We start from the raw sequence: 13,445 nt of genomic DNA, 5'->3' as shown, positions 1-13,445 counted from the left end.
GGGCACCATGGAGAGGATACACTCAAAGCAGCCGCAGGAGGTCATCGGGTATTCCATAATGGTATAGAAGTTGACGGCCTCAATGGTGCGCTGTGAGTTGTTAAAGGTAAATTCGTTAAAGGACTGCCACTGGCCCTTGAATTCGTCAATAATGCCTTCCTTGGGCACCGGCTGGTTGGCGCCGTGCGGGTTGATTTCATAAGCCGCCTTGGCATCGAGCCAGCTCACCGCGCCGCAAAGACCGACCCGTTCGGGAGCGATTACGCACACGTGGGTGGGCGCAAAGCTCTGGCACAGGGTGCAGGAGTAGAAGGTGTCCACTTTCTCGTCCCGCAGCTCTTTGAGGCGGTCGTCACGTTTCTTGTAGTATTCTCTGGCTGTTTCGCGCATTTCGATAACCTTTTGCTCATCGCTGTAAATGGTTACGGCAATACGGTCTACGATGGCAGAGAACTCGGATTTAAACTTGGCGTACAGGATCTCGCCGATATGCTTTAAGCGGAAGCCCTTGGCGTAGGCGTCTTTACTGATCCTGACCCACATGATATCGCGCTGGGCCACGTGCCACAGACCTTCGCCATAGTTGGTGAAGTAGTGGATGCGGCGCTCCAGCACGGGCTCGAAATCTTCCTGCATTTTGCGGCCGTATACGTCGACCACGATACCGATGGGCATTCTGCCGCCTTCGGCCACGGTGTCGATATCCGGGCCGACCAGCTCGATCTTGCCGTCTTCGATGGTGTCGTCGCCCATGCGGACCAGCTCGAAGCCCGGAGTCTTGGTGCCGCCGAATTCAACGTACATGTCTTTCTTGCGGATGGACTCGCCTTCGAAGGCTGGGCCGACGGTGATGGGCACATCAATGTCGACGGCGGTGATTTTAATGCCCCGCACTTCCAGACAGGTTTGGACTATTTTTTCGTAATCGGGCTCGCTGATGAACCAGTCTTTAATTTGCTTGTCTTCCGGCAGCTCCTGGTCGGTAATGACCGGGAAGCCCACGTTGATGCAGCCCATGGCAGCGGCGGTCTTGACCATGTCGTGTTCGCCCAGGTACAGGGCGAAGGCCAGCACGCGGCGGCGCTGGTAATCGCGCTGTGCGTCGTAGGCGCCCGGCTTAATGCCGCCGAACATCATGCCGGCGCGCAGGGCGTAGTTGGCAGCGTGTACAATCTGGGTGAAGTTGCCCAGTGGGTAGGCGATGTAATCAACGCCCAGCTTGACGCCTTCTTCAAGCAGCTGTTCAATTATTTCATCGCAGAGGAACAGCATCATGCCTTTGGCCATCAGGCTGTCCACAATCTTCTTGGCATCTTTGCTGGTTTTGGCGCGGCCCAGAATAACGGCTTCACCGGGGATGGTCCAGTCCACCATTTTGGTGCCGTACTGGCGCACCACGGGGTCGCCGACGAACCCGGTCCAGGGTGCATCATGAAGCGGGTTTTCCGGGGTGTTCTTGATGTACCTGACGGCCTCGATAATATCGGCGGCGTACCAGGTGGCCTCGCCCCACTTGCGGGCGTTGGCGAATGTCTTTTCTTCTTTCACGGCGGCACGCATCCGGTTCAGCACCGGTACACAGTCGCCGAGGGTTTTAATTTCTTCGCCGCTCAGACAGCGAATAACCGGCAAATAGTAAGCGGTATCGGGATAGGCTACCGGCTGGTTTTTGCCGTAAGTGCGGATGGCCTGGTTGAGCAGGATCTCCGCGTAGCTTAAAGCGGTTATGGTCCCTTCGTAGGCCTCTTTGAACAGCTTCTTGGGCTCTTGGCCCGGTTCTATGGCGCCTTCGAAAATTTGATCAAAGTTAATGGCTTCGGCCAATCTTTTTCCCTCCCTTTCGTGGTGGTTTACCAGTTCTGGCACAGTGCGGTTTCCAAGTCCTCAGCTACCCGGCGGTGTACGCCCAGTTTCCAGGTTCTGTATTCCAGGGCGCCCAGGAGTTTTTGAATTGATGTTTCAATATCGGGTTCGAGGATGAAGTAACCGCCGAATACGTCCCCTGCAATTTGGGTTAGAATGCTGTAAATCAGATCGCAGCCTTCAACCGGCGGCATGGTTCCAACGTGGATGGGCATACCGATATCTAAGCACCATGTTCCAATACTGGTAGCTTTTCCACTCATGGCTTCCGGCGCGGAAGCGACAAATGGTACCTTGGGAGTATCGACGCCGAGATCATCCGCCATCAGCATCAGAAGTTCGGCACCACGGGAGTTGTCCACACAGGAACCGACATGAAATACCGGAGGCAGACCTACCTTGAGGCCCGACTTTTCATTGAGGCGCTTGAGGAAACTCTTCAGTCCTTCGCCGCAATACTGATCAATATTATCCGGGTCCATCATACCGGCTTTGGCGCAGGCCTGGGCATGGCAACCGGTTGAAATAACAAACACGTCATTTTTCAACATGCCTTTGGCAATTTCAATATGGGCCTGATCCTGGAAGGTTTTCAGGTTGGAGCAGCCTACCATAAAGGCTACACCTTTTAGTTCACCGTTAAGAATGGCTTCATTAAGTACCCGGATGGGCTTTTCAGGATTAACTTTGCCGAACAGATCCATGAGTGCTTCAATGCTCCAGCCAGCCACCACTTTGTTCTTAATATTGGGGATGTTAACCGGGCGGTTGCCGCGCTCCTTAAAAGCTTCAATAGCGTAACGGATGACTTCCTTGGCATTTTCCATAGCAGTAGCTTCCTGGTAGTCGATGTGCATAGTGCCCGGGTTCTTGACGATATCCGAAGTGGTTATCAACTTGGTGCCGAAACACTGGGCCACGGTGTTCAGGCCGGGCATAATGCACTGCACGTCTACCACCATGCAGTCTACGGCACCGGTGCAGATAGCGAGTTCCTGGGATGAGAAAGAGGTGCAAATGGGAACACCCTGACGCATCAATACTTCGTTACCGGTGCAGCAAATGCCGGAAAGCTGGATGCCTTCGGCGCCGGCTGCTTTGGCTTCGTCTTCCAGCTCGCGGGCCGCAGCAACGATCATTTCGCTGAGCAGCGGGTTATGACCGTGCAGTATGATATTGACCTTCTTGGGTTCAAGCACACCCATGTTGGCTTCGCTGGTAACCGGCTGAGGTGTGCCGAATATTATATCGGACAGGTCGGTGGCGAGCCATTTGCCGGCCAGGTCGGCCAGACCAACGCGCACTGCACTGAATACTATGTTAACCGGGTCATTGTCCATACCCACGTGAGCCTGGGTAACCAGGTCGGAAATGGTGGCATGAATGCCATGAGGCATTACATTACGTTCACGGTAATTTTCAAGTCTTTTATCAATAAGCATCTTGTTAATCCAGGTGGCTTCGCCTTCACCTTTGAGCCGTTTGAAGTCATCCAGTGCTTTTTCAGCCAGTTCTTTGGCCAGGGTGTTATTATCTTTACCTTCGGTTTCTATATCTACCTTTTTACATATTCTAATCAGTTTTTCCGGGTCTTTAATGGAATAATCCGGCGCATGTCCCTCGGAAATCATGTGCAGTACGTGAGCGATGTGATTTCCGTGCTGGGCGTGGGATGCGCAGCCGGTGAGGATCATCAGGCCAACGCTCCTGGCTACGATGGTCCAGGAGTTGGCGCCGCAAATACCCCTGCTGGCAGGGCCTTCCTCCGCTTTAATGCGGCAGGGACCCATCATGCAAAAACGGCAGCAGATCCCTTTATAGCCGAATTGACATTGCGGCTGCTGGGCTACAACACGGTCAAAAGCTGTAATAATCCCTTTTTCTTTAGCTATATCAATCATTTCCAGGGCCGCAGGGTCGACGGTGCGTTTGATGTTTTTGGGATCAATCACACGCGGCGTCTTGTTGGATGGCCTGCAAGTCAGGCTTGGGTCTTTAAACCTTGGCATTAATTCGACCTCCTTGTATAAACTAAGTAATTAGAAAAGAAAGAAAATTTTAGTTCTTAACCACCTTCCCCTATCCATATTTGATTTAAATATATTAAAAAAAGACCGTAATGGGCAAATGTCAAAAACAAAGATATTGTGAGCAATAGCTCATAAACTTATGAGCTATTGTCACAAATTAATTTTTTAACATATTTAATATTTTTAACATATTTTCATATTATTTTTTTTAATATTATTATTAAAGTCAAAAGAAATACCGGACCATTTCACAATAACAATGTGGGATTTGTCACTAATAGAATTTCTTTTGCATATAATGAATGTATTTAATAATAGATTAATTAGGGGACACACCTCCGGCCCCAAAGCCATGATTCCAAAAGAAGAGGTGGGTTCCCTTTCCTTATTTAATTGACTTTTATCACGGCAAATTGTAAAATAGTGATAAATATCACATTTCTTTGTGGGTGGGTTTAATGTTAAATAAAATTTGTATTCTATATAAGGATCACCTGCGGCTTACCTTGCTTGTCGGCGGGGGGGAGGCCAGGAAAACTTACATTTACTGGCTGAGTAAAACTCCGGTGGATATGAAAAATTATGAGAGCTTTGAAGGCAAATGGATTGAAGGAAGTCCGGAGGAACCCGTTATTCTTCTGGAAGGTGTGCCCGGCGGCATCCAAAAAATTGATCTGGCGCCTTATATCACAGAAATAGAAGTGATTTTTCAAATTATCGGGGTTTCGCAGTCCGGTAAGATGAGTTGGAAAAACGTTGAAGAGAATGAGTTCAATGAGTTTATGAAAAACCTGGACTATTAATCATTATTGTTTAATCGGTGAATAGGACGTGAATTTATTTGAATTTACCGGATTTCAAACTGGAGCGCTATTTTGCCAGGTATGAATTCAGTGCACCGTATCTTTTATGCTGTTCAGATTGCGAATCCATTACAATAAAGGATTTATTGGCCTTTGAAGGCGAAAGTTCACTGGATGCTTTGCAAAATCTGTGGCTCGGCTATACCGAAGCTCAAGGGAATCCTGAACTAAGACAAAATATAGCCGGTCTTTACCGGGGTATTAAGCCTGATGAGATACTGGTCACCTCAGGAGCCGAGGAAGCTATTTTTATTTTTATGAACATCGCCCTGGAGCGGGGGGACCATGTCATTGTACAGTATCCTTGCTACCAGTCCCTTTTTGAAATAGCCAATTCCATAGGCTGTAATGTAACTAAATGGATGATGGAGGAAAAAGATAGCTGGGAAATTGACCTGAACTTTTTGGCTGGCAGTATCAATAATAAAACCAAGGCTATTATTCTTAATTCCCCCCATAATCCAACCGGTTGCCAAATATCGCAAGAGGATATTAAGACCATTGTGGATTTGGCAGCAGCCCAAGGTGTTTTGCTTTTTTCGGATGAGGTATACCGCGGCCTGGAATATGAAAGAACCAGCCCGGCAGCTGCCGCCGAGCTTTACGAAAGTGCCGTTTCACTGGGGGTTATGTCCAAAACTTACGGCCTGCCGGGGTTGCGGATTGGCTGGGCTGCTACCGGGAACAAGGATCTCTACAGGAAAATGGCGTCTTTTAAGGACTACACTTCGATTTGCAATAGTGCGCCCAGCGAGTTTCTGGCTGCCTTGGCGCTAAGACATGGCGACAAGCTGGTTGACAGGAACCTAGGGATTATTGAAAGTAATCTTTTATTACTGGACAGTTTCTTTAGCCGCTATGCCGAATTCTTTTCATGGCCCAGACCGAATGCCGGCCCGATAGCTTTTCCCGGTATTAAGTGGCCTATGGACGTTGAACAATTTTGTATCGATCTGGTGCAGTCCAGCGGTGTTCTGTTATTGCCCGGGAATTATTACGATTATGACAATAAACATTTCAGAATCGGTTTCGGTCGGCAAAACATGCCCCAGTGCCTTGAACAATTGGAGCAATATGTTAATAAGAAACTCCTATCCACGCCTTGTCATTGTCCCTGATTTTATGCTATTTTAATAACAAAAATAGTCGACTGTCCTCCCCCGGCAGCAGTATGTGGACATGGCAATGGGGAGGATTTTGTTTTGGCTGGCGCAGGGGGACTGTTGTCATGATTGTGGGAGTGCTGAAACTGGAGCTTTTTTTGGGCGAAGCCAATTCATTAAAAGGAAAGCGAAAAATACTCAAAAGTTTAATAGAACGGCTGAAACACAGGTTTAATATCTCTGTGGCCGAGGTTGGGCGGCAGGATAGCTGGAAACATTCAACTATTGGGATTGCTGCGGTCAGTGGGGAAACGTCTCATATGGACAGCATTCTTTCCACAGTGGTTAACTTTATAGAGAATCATGGCGGGGTTGAAATAATAGAAATTCAAAAGGAACTATTATAAAAAATTGCCGGTGCGGTTGCGCCGGCAATTTTTTGATTTTATTTTGTGGCGGAGCTTTGTGCTATTTCAGAGCCAATGTTATCTGCTGCCTGAGATTCTCCCTTCAATTCGGCCACCAGCATGCCTGCTAAAATAAAGATGCAGCCTGCGCCCTGAACCAATGTTAACACTTCACGTCCCAGTAAATGTGCGGTTATGGCTGCGAATACCGGTTCCATGGTAAAAATAATGGCGGTATGGGTTGGTGAAGTGTAGCGCTGAACTGTATTTTGAATTAAAAAAGCCAGAGAAGTTGCCGGAATTGCTGTGATTAAAAAAGCCGTCCATACGGGTGTGGTTAAGTGATTTGGCATCGTTTCAAACTTTAAGGCAAAAAGAAAACTTATTATAGAAACAGTACCAATTTGGATGATGGCTAATAAAACCGGGTCGTGTTTTCCCGCATAGCGTCCAACCATAATTATATGCAGCCCAAAACATATGGCGCACAAGAAAATCAGCAAATCCCCCATGCCAAGTTTAAAAATGCTGCCCTGAAGAGTCAGCAATGCCAGTCCAAACGCAGCGCATAGTACCCCGGTAATTAGAAACAGCCCCGGCCAGCGGCGGTATGCCAGTGCCGAAAAAAGGGGTACCAGTACAACTGCAAGTCCGGTGATAAAGCCTGCGGTGGCCGGTCCGGTATATTGTAGGCCGATTGTTTGAAAAGCATAGCCGCCAAATAGAAATAAGCCGATTAAAAAGCCTGTTTTTAGCGTGGTCCGGTTAATATTCAAAAGGTGCCGCCAGTAAAGGGCGGCCAGGAAAACCAGAGCCAGCAGGAAACGCAGGGCAACGAAATAATAAGGGCCGATACCGGAGAGTGCATCCTGCACCACCACAAAGGTTAAGCCCCAGGAAAAGGCTACAAATAATAAGGCAAGATCAGCTCTAAGCTGCCTTTTGGGGAAATGGCCGGTCATAATTTTTATCCTTTCCAAAGAACATTTAGTTTTAGCCCAATGACAATTAATTCTCCCATGGGGTAATAGCCCTGTCAAGCTGGATTAAACATGTTGTCTTTTAATTAATTAAAGTAATCAATTAAAGCAAAATTTCAGCAGGAATTTATCATTACTCAGCGAATTTTAACAATTTGATTAGATTTTTAACTAAAAGGAGGAGAAGGTGTTTGAAAAAGTGGCTTAAAATTGGTTTTGTTCTGCTGACAGTGCTGGCATTTGCTGTTGTTGTTGCCGGATGCGGTGGCGGAGAGAAAACCGGGGAAACAACGGGTGAAGGCGAACAGCAGGCGACAACTGAGACCCAAAACCTGGTTTTTGGTTCCGACACATCTTATGCACCGTTTGAATCTTACGATGCCAATGGCAAACTGGAAGGTTTTGACGTTGATCTGATTGATGCAATTAATGAAGTATCCGGTCTTAATATTGAAATGAAAACTTATGATTTCAAAGGACTGATTCCCGCCCTTGAAACAGCTACCATTGACGGTGCCATTTCAGCTATGACCATTACCGAAGAAAGAAAACAAAAGGTTGACTTTACCGTTCCTTATTACAAGTCCGGCTTAGCCACAGCGGTTAAGGCTGACAATCAGGACATCCAAGGTTATGATGACCTTGACGGCAAAAAGATAGGCGTTCAAACCGGCACCACCGGTGAATTGGAAGCCAGCAAGGTTCCCAATGCCGAGGTTGTTTCCTTTGACACTATTGACGGAGCCTTTATGGACCTGACCAACGGCGCTGTGGATGCTGTCGTCAATGACTTCCCTGTAACAGCTTATTATATTGCCCAGGGCAACGATCAGGTTAAAATAGTGGGTGACCTGCAGACAAGCGAATACTACGGCATAGCAATTCCCAAACAAAAGCCCGAGGTGCTTGAAAAGGTAAATGCCGCCCTGGAGACGCTAAAGGAAAACGGAAAATACGCTGAAATTTATAAGAAATGGTTCTCCGTCGATCCCCCGGCGGAACTGCCCGGTGAGCCTCAAAATTAAGAATTTCTAAATAAAGTAGCTTGGAGGATATGCGTAATACGATTTCGTATTACGCATATTTTCCTTAATCGTCGAGAGGGTGAATTTTTTGGACGTTGCTATTCAAAGTTTACCCTTGTTATTCAAGGGACTGGAATTAACGCTGATAATAACTCTGGGCTCGGTTGGTATCGGATGTATTATCGGCATGATAGCGGCTCTTTCCCGGCTTTCCGGCAAGCGGTTGCTTCGGCTGCTTGCCACAGCCTATGTGGATTTTTTCCGCGGCACTCCGCTGCTGGTTCAAATTTTACTTGTTTATTACGGTATTCCGGTAATACTTCAGGACGGCCAGGCATTCCTGATGAATACTTTTGGGATGCCCCAGTTGATTCATAATTACGCCATGCCCAGGCTGATTGCTGCCATTATTGCCTGCAGTATTAACAGCGGCGCCTATATTGCAGAAATATTCAGGGCCGGTGTTCAATCCATTGAGAAGGGGCAAATGGAGGCCGCGCGTTCTCTGGGTATGACCCATGGACAGGCGATGCGTTATATTATCTTACCCCAGGCCATTAAGAGGGTAATTCCGCCTCTGGGCAATGAATTTATTGCTATGTTGAAGGATACTTCGCTGCTTTCCGTCATTGGTATTATTGAATTGACCAAGAGCGGTATGCTGGTAGTGGCCAGGACTTATGAAGCTTTTGCCATTTACATTACCGTGGCGATCTTCTACCTGGTAATAACTTTTACCCTTTCCCGTTATATTGATTACCTGGAGAGGAGGTTAAAAACCGGTGATTGAAGTTAAAAACCTGTATAAAAACTTCGGAAAACTGGAAGTATTAAGGGATGTCAGCTGCCGGGTTGCCCTCCAGGAAGTTGTTTGTGTTATCGGCCCCAGTGGTTCCGGAAAAAGCACTTTTTTGCGCTGTATTAATATGCTGGAACAGCCCACCTCGGGTGAAATCTGGATTGACGGGGTCAATTTACTTGATAAAAACACCAACATCAACAGTGTAAGGCAGGACGTCGGTATGGTATTCCAGCGTTTTAATCTTTTCCCTCATAAAACAGCGCTGGAAAATGTTTCGCTGGCGCCATTGAAAGTGAAGAGTCTCTCCCGTGTGGAGGCTGAAAAAACCGCCCGGGACTTGTTAAATAAAGTTGGCCTGTCGGACAAGGCGGATGTTTACCCGAGCCAGCTTTCAGGTGGGCAGCAGCAGCGGGTGGCCATCGCCAGGGCGCTGGCCATGCACCCCAAAGTTATGCTTTTTGACGAACCTACTTCTGCCCTTGACCCGGAAATGGTCGGTGAAGTGCTTGCAGTTATGAAGGATCTGGCCAGGGAAGGTATGACCATGGTGGTTGTGACCCATGAAATGGGCTTTGCCCGGGAAGTGGGAGACAGGGTAATATTCATGGATGAGGGGCGTCTGGTGGAGGAAGGTACCCCGGATCAAGTTTTCGGCAGCCCAAGCAATGATCGGACTAAGTTGTTCCTTAGTAAAATACTATAATTTAGTCTGGTGCCGGGGCGGACGACCCTGTCCGCCCCGGCACCAGAGTTCGCTCTGGGTGAATAAGGGGACACTGCAATTTACGGAACACCAGCCCTCAAAGTATAATTTTCAGGATAGCGCAATTATCAAGGCTAAAATCAATTCGCTGGAAACTAAATTGCATGCATAAACGGATAATAAATATCCGGGGGTATCTGCATGCATCCTGCAGCGGTTTTTTTTAACTTGTATTATCCTGAGAGGGAAGCTCACCTGGCCCGTAACATTTTTAGGGATACCGGTTCAGCAGCCTATCTGACCTATTCCGATTTTAAAGAGCGGTGGATATATTTTAATGATCTTGGTGAAATAAATCCCAATTATGCCGGGTTAAAAACTATGGATCAAAAATTTATTTTACTGATGGCTGATCAGAAGAATTGCCCGTTGGGATTTTGTGCCTTTAAAATGCACAAAATTGATCTTGTGGAAATTGATATTATCCTTGTTCGCAAGGAAATGAGAGGTATGGGACTTGGCAAAAAGTTATACGGGCATTTAGAGCAGAGCTTTACAGACGGCACCGCGTTTTATGTTGAAAACACTACGCACTCCGGTAAACTATTTTTTAAAAGCTGTGGTTTTTTCAGGGATGTTGATTTGATTAAGGTGGTGGAGCATGAAAACCGGTTAAAGAAATTTTATAGAGAAGCTAATGGTAATCTTTGGGTGGCATGCTGATAACTAAGTGGTTGCCAGGGCGGGATTAAATGCGATAGCCGTAGTAAAGATAAAATTATTAAAGTATACACATGCGCTGCTGATTTGGCCCAGCATTGTTTTTAATTATTATAAATTATATACAGTAATTAGTATTTATAAAATTTGAAATCGGTTAAATTTTCTGCACTTAGTAAATTTTCAATAAATTGCAGCTTAAATTTGCGCCCGTATAGGGCGCATTATTTATAAAATCTATAAGAAATTAATTGCATTGTTGTAAATTCTTTGAAACTTCATGCTCTCAAAAAGCTCAATATCACTTTTAGATACATTCTTGCCAATACGGGCCATCAATACGTTGGCGGGGTGTTCAATAATGTCCGGGTCATCTGTGGGTGTACGCTGCATACCGACCGATCCGAAAAGATTTGTCAAAACCCGTTGGTAGGCCCATATGTCCAGTTTGGTATTACGGGTATCCCAGTGCCAGCACATCTCCATAGTAATAACAATATAGTTTTCCAGTTCCAGATTCTGAAAACTGACTTTTAACAGATTTTCGGCAAGCTTCATTTTCCGCCAGTCAGCACTTATTTCTATTCCGCCCAGCTCCAGCACACGCGGGTGTTTAATCCATCTTGAACATTCATCAGAAGGGTGAAAGGTTACATAGCCGGCGATTTCTTTTTCATGCCGGGCTATATAAATCATACCGGCAGGCATTTCAGTTATCATAATCAAGGCGTTTTTTTGTTTCGCCGGTGGACGGAAGTTGGTAAGTTTTTCGTTCATGGTCAACTTGGCCAGGTAATCACCGGGGCAAGGACCTTCAATATATACGGTTCCCCGAGGTGTTTCAAGGGCATATTTTTGCATCTTTTTAATCACCTCCTAGCGGTATAATCCCAGTGTATCCACTTATGATATTATAGCTGCTGTTTAGCGAAACTATCAATAGCTGGAAATTAAGTGTTTATATTAAAAATTTTCAGTACTATACCCAGTATTCATAAAAACGCAGTTTAAGCTCCTTTAGTCTGATCGGCCTGGTAGAGATTTTATTTAAAATCTTAGCAGCCGTGTCCAGGGCATAGACACTTACTCCTATGCTTCTGGGGTCAATTTCATCCAGACTAAGCTCGTGTCCTCCGCGGCCTGCAGATCGAATTTTCCCCCATAGGCTAGGCAATATTATACCAACATAAGGTCTGTCCACCGGCACCAAAATTACTTCATAAACCTTTTTTTTAACCCCTTCAAATTCATATTCTTCTTTCATGACCGGGTCAACTTTTGTTTCATAATTATCCCAGTCAATAATGTCGTCGTAGACCAATAAACCTATGCCAAAATGTCTTACCATTCCAATCATGGCAGTTCTCCTTTGAAAGATTTTAAGTAATTTTAGCATGCTTGGGTAATTGTTGCCACCCGGAAAAATGGAAGTCTGTCCTTGTCTGTTTTCATCCTCGCTGCTAATATTTTTCCTCATACCGGTTAAGATTTATTTTAAACGGTGCGGTCTAATAAAGAAGAATTGGTTTAGGTGGGGTTTTGGCCCCATCTAAACCTTAGTCGCACTTATTTCGAGCTTACAGCCTGTTAATCCCCGACCGAAGAGGGCGGGGTTTTACAGGCTGTGCGAAGATAAATTGGAGGTGCTCTAGATGGCAATATATCCACAAAACGATTTTTTAAATACTTTTAATCAGGAATGGTGCTGGAAGGTGGTGCGGTTGGTCCACCTGAACGAGGTTGGGGCAGTACGTGACTTTTTAACGGTCATAGGGCGGTTAGAAATTGGCCGGCGTGACGATGCGGATTTTACCAGGGTAACAGAAGAGAGCCAGGTTCCCGGGAGAGATTACTTATATTTACAGACAGTAATTAAATCTTCTAAAGGCAAACCAGCTTACACCAGAATTTTTATCGATACGGATAATGACCTGGTTTTTGATATCAGACCGGATAGAGTGCTGATCCTGAACGGTCGTGAAGTGGTTGGTTTTTTTAATGCCGGCCAAGAGATGGGCACTGAATTTTTAAGTTTGGAAAACTGCAGCAAAGCTGTTGGTAGATTGTGTGACAGGTTGGGGAAAAAACGATCGGAGGTAGGGCTACTTACCTAAACGCAGCATTGATTGTTATGATAAAATATAACAGGTGGGGAAACTAAGCTGCCGCGTAAAGAATCGGGGGTGAAGAACATCGGCCAGAAAACAGCCGTACAGGGCAGGCATACAGAGTTTACCGGTGACGGCAGGTTCAGATTCCTGTGTCATTCTAAGCTGGAGTGTTTTAATCGCTGCTGCAGAGATATAAATATCTTTTTATCACCGTATGATGTGCTGCGAATGAGTAGAAAACTGGGGCTTTCTACCAGTGAATTTCTTGAACGTTACACCACCAGGCTACAGGCCAGAGGTACCGGTTTTCCCGTGGTGCTGATAAAAATGAGGGATGATGCTGATCTGATCTGCCCTTTTGTCACCGGCCAGGGGTGTGCAATATATGACGAGAGACCCTGGTCCTGCCGCATGGCGCCTGTGGAAATCAGGGGAAATAACAGGTACGGGTTTGCCTTTGACAGCGACCACTGTCGCGGCCTATTGGAAGATACGGAATGGACGGTAGGAGATTGGATGAAGAATCAGGGCAATGAAGGGTATCAGGAGTTGGAAAGCGGATTCGAAGAAATACCCGCCGGGCTTCAGATGACAGGGCTGCCGAGTTTGGACCGGCATATTATGGAGATGTTTTTTATGGCCTGCTACGATTTGGACAAGTTCCGCCGGTATGTTTTTGACGGCAGTTTTATAAAAATTTTCGACATCCCTCCGGAAACAGTGACAAAAATAAAAAATAACGATTTGGAACTGTTGAAGTTTGGTTTCAGGTGGTTGGTTTCGGGGTTTGATCTGCGCAAGTCGATAACCGTCAGGGACGAGGTGTTTGGGAATTGAA

The 13,445-nt window shown here is 46.3% G+C and carries 14 protein-coding genes; 9 read left to right on the top strand and 5 right to left on the bottom strand.

The genetic code is table 11. The features are described 5' to 3' along the window. Both acsB and cooS read right to left on the bottom strand, forming a co-directional pair. Positions 1 to 1,824, bottom strand: a 1,824-nt coding sequence (acsB, locus tag BM056_RS23075) for an acetyl-CoA decarbonylase/synthase complex subunit alpha/beta (protein ID WP_092475073.1), incomplete at its 3' end; no start/stop codon positions are given. 26 nt (positions 1,825 to 1,850) lie between these two features. Then, positions 1,851 to 3,872, bottom strand: a complete 2,022-nt coding sequence (gene cooS / locus BM056_RS23070) for an anaerobic carbon-monoxide dehydrogenase catalytic subunit (protein ID WP_092475071.1) — start codon at positions 3,870 to 3,872, stop codon at positions 1,851 to 1,853. 479 nt (positions 3,873 to 4,351) lie between these two features. On the opposite strand from cooS, the gene BM056_RS23065 reads away from it, so the two are divergent. From BM056_RS23065 to BM056_RS23055, 3 genes are all read left to right on the top strand, one after another. Then, positions 4,352 to 4,696, top strand: a complete 345-nt coding sequence (locus tag BM056_RS23065; protein WP_092475069.1) for a hypothetical protein — start codon at positions 4,352 to 4,354, stop codon at positions 4,694 to 4,696. 38 nt (positions 4,697 to 4,734) lie between these two features. Then, the gene (locus BM056_RS23060; protein ID WP_092475067.1) at positions 4,735 to 5,874 is read left to right on the top strand and encodes an aminotransferase class I/II-fold pyridoxal phosphate-dependent enzyme; all 1,140 of its coding nucleotides are present in this window, start codon (positions 4,735 to 4,737) and stop codon (positions 5,872 to 5,874) included. A 110-nt stretch (positions 5,875 to 5,984) separates the two neighbouring features. Then, positions 5,985 to 6,266 carry a DUF503 domain-containing protein gene (locus BM056_RS23055; protein WP_092475065.1) on the top strand — a complete coding sequence of 94 codons (282 nt, stop codon included), beginning with the start codon at positions 5,985 to 5,987 and terminating at the stop codon, positions 6,264 to 6,266. Positions 6,267 to 6,304: 38 nt separating this feature from the next. Here the strand turns inward: BM056_RS23055 and BM056_RS23050 are convergent, their stop codons facing one another. Continuing rightward, a complete protein-coding gene (locus BM056_RS23050; RefSeq protein ID WP_337833541.1) occupies positions 6,305 to 7,246 on the bottom strand; it encodes a DMT family transporter in 942 nt (313 codons plus the stop codon). Positions 7,247 to 7,437: 191 nt separating this feature from the next. Between BM056_RS23050 and BM056_RS23045 the strand changes: the two genes are divergently transcribed. From BM056_RS23045 to BM056_RS23030, 4 genes are all read left to right on the top strand, one after another. After that, positions 7,438 to 8,271: a basic amino acid ABC transporter substrate-binding protein gene (locus BM056_RS23045; RefSeq protein ID WP_092475063.1), complete on the top strand. Its 834-nt coding sequence runs from the start codon at positions 7,438 to 7,440 to the stop codon at positions 8,269 to 8,271. Between the two features lie 79 nt (positions 8,272 to 8,350). After that, positions 8,351 to 9,061: an amino acid ABC transporter permease gene (locus tag BM056_RS23040; protein ID WP_207648238.1), complete on the top strand. Its 711-nt coding sequence runs from the start codon at positions 8,351 to 8,353 to the stop codon at positions 9,059 to 9,061. Then, positions 9,054 to 9,776, top strand: a complete 723-nt coding sequence (locus BM056_RS23035; protein ID WP_092475060.1) for an amino acid ABC transporter ATP-binding protein — start codon at positions 9,054 to 9,056, stop codon at positions 9,774 to 9,776. Before BM056_RS23040 ends, BM056_RS23035 begins: the two co-directional genes overlap by 8 nt. Positions 9,777 to 9,977: 201 nt before the next feature. Continuing rightward, positions 9,978 to 10,499 carry a GNAT family N-acetyltransferase gene (locus BM056_RS23030; protein WP_092475059.1) on the top strand — a complete coding sequence of 174 codons (522 nt, stop codon included), beginning with the start codon at positions 9,978 to 9,980 and terminating at the stop codon, positions 10,497 to 10,499. A gap of 234 nt (positions 10,500 to 10,733) precedes the next feature. On the opposite strand, the gene BM056_RS23025 is transcribed toward BM056_RS23030, so the two are convergent. Both BM056_RS23025 and BM056_RS23020 read right to left on the bottom strand, forming a co-directional pair. Further along, a complete protein-coding gene (locus tag BM056_RS23025) occupies positions 10,734 to 11,357 on the bottom strand; it encodes a GNAT family N-acetyltransferase (RefSeq protein WP_092475057.1) in 624 nt (207 codons plus the stop codon). A gap of 118 nt (positions 11,358 to 11,475) precedes the next feature. Beyond that, positions 11,476 to 11,853, bottom strand: a complete 378-nt coding sequence (locus BM056_RS23020; protein ID WP_092475056.1) for a hypothetical protein — start codon at positions 11,851 to 11,853, stop codon at positions 11,476 to 11,478. 295 nt (positions 11,854 to 12,148) lie between these two features. Between BM056_RS23020 and BM056_RS23015 the strand changes: the two genes are divergently transcribed. Together BM056_RS23015 and BM056_RS23010 are read left to right on the top strand one after the other, a co-directional pair. Then, positions 12,149 to 12,610 carry a hypothetical protein gene (locus tag BM056_RS23015; RefSeq protein ID WP_092475054.1) on the top strand — a complete coding sequence of 154 codons (462 nt, stop codon included), beginning with the start codon at positions 12,149 to 12,151 and terminating at the stop codon, positions 12,608 to 12,610. A 69-nt stretch (positions 12,611 to 12,679) separates the two neighbouring features. Beyond that, positions 12,680 to 13,444, top strand: a complete 765-nt coding sequence (locus tag BM056_RS23010) for a YkgJ family cysteine cluster protein (protein WP_337833540.1) — start codon at positions 12,680 to 12,682, stop codon at positions 13,442 to 13,444. Position 13,445: the final 1 nt, after the last annotated feature.

This window comes from Desulfotruncus arcticus DSM 17038, assembly GCF_900113335.1.
Taxonomy (GTDB): domain Bacteria; phylum Bacillota; class Desulfotomaculia; order Desulfotomaculales; family Desulfallaceae; genus Desulfotruncus; species Desulfotruncus arcticus.
Note: the sequence above shows the minus strand (reverse complement) of the source record. Positions and strands in the feature narration are given on the sequence as shown.

Coding starts and splice junctions, on each gene's coding strand:
- BM056_RS23030 (WP_092475059.1), top strand. CDS start 9,978: ATGCATCCTGCAGCGGTTTTTTTTAACTTGTATTATCCTGAGAGGGAA.
- BM056_RS23020 (WP_092475056.1), bottom strand. CDS start 11,853: ATGATTGGAATGGTAAGACATTTTGGCATAGGTTTATTGGTCTACGAC.
- BM056_RS23065 (WP_092475069.1), top strand. CDS start 4,352: ATGTTAAATAAAATTTGTATTCTATATAAGGATCACCTGCGGCTTACC.
- BM056_RS23025 (WP_092475057.1), bottom strand. CDS start 11,357: ATGCAAAAATATGCCCTTGAAACACCTCGGGGAACCGTATATATTGAA.
- cooS (WP_092475071.1), bottom strand. CDS start 3,872: ATGCCAAGGTTTAAAGACCCAAGCCTGACTTGCAGGCCATCCAACAAG.
- BM056_RS23015 (WP_092475054.1), top strand. CDS start 12,149: ATGGCAATATATCCACAAAACGATTTTTTAAATACTTTTAATCAGGAA.
- BM056_RS23055 (WP_092475065.1), top strand. CDS start 5,985: ATGATTGTGGGAGTGCTGAAACTGGAGCTTTTTTTGGGCGAAGCCAAT.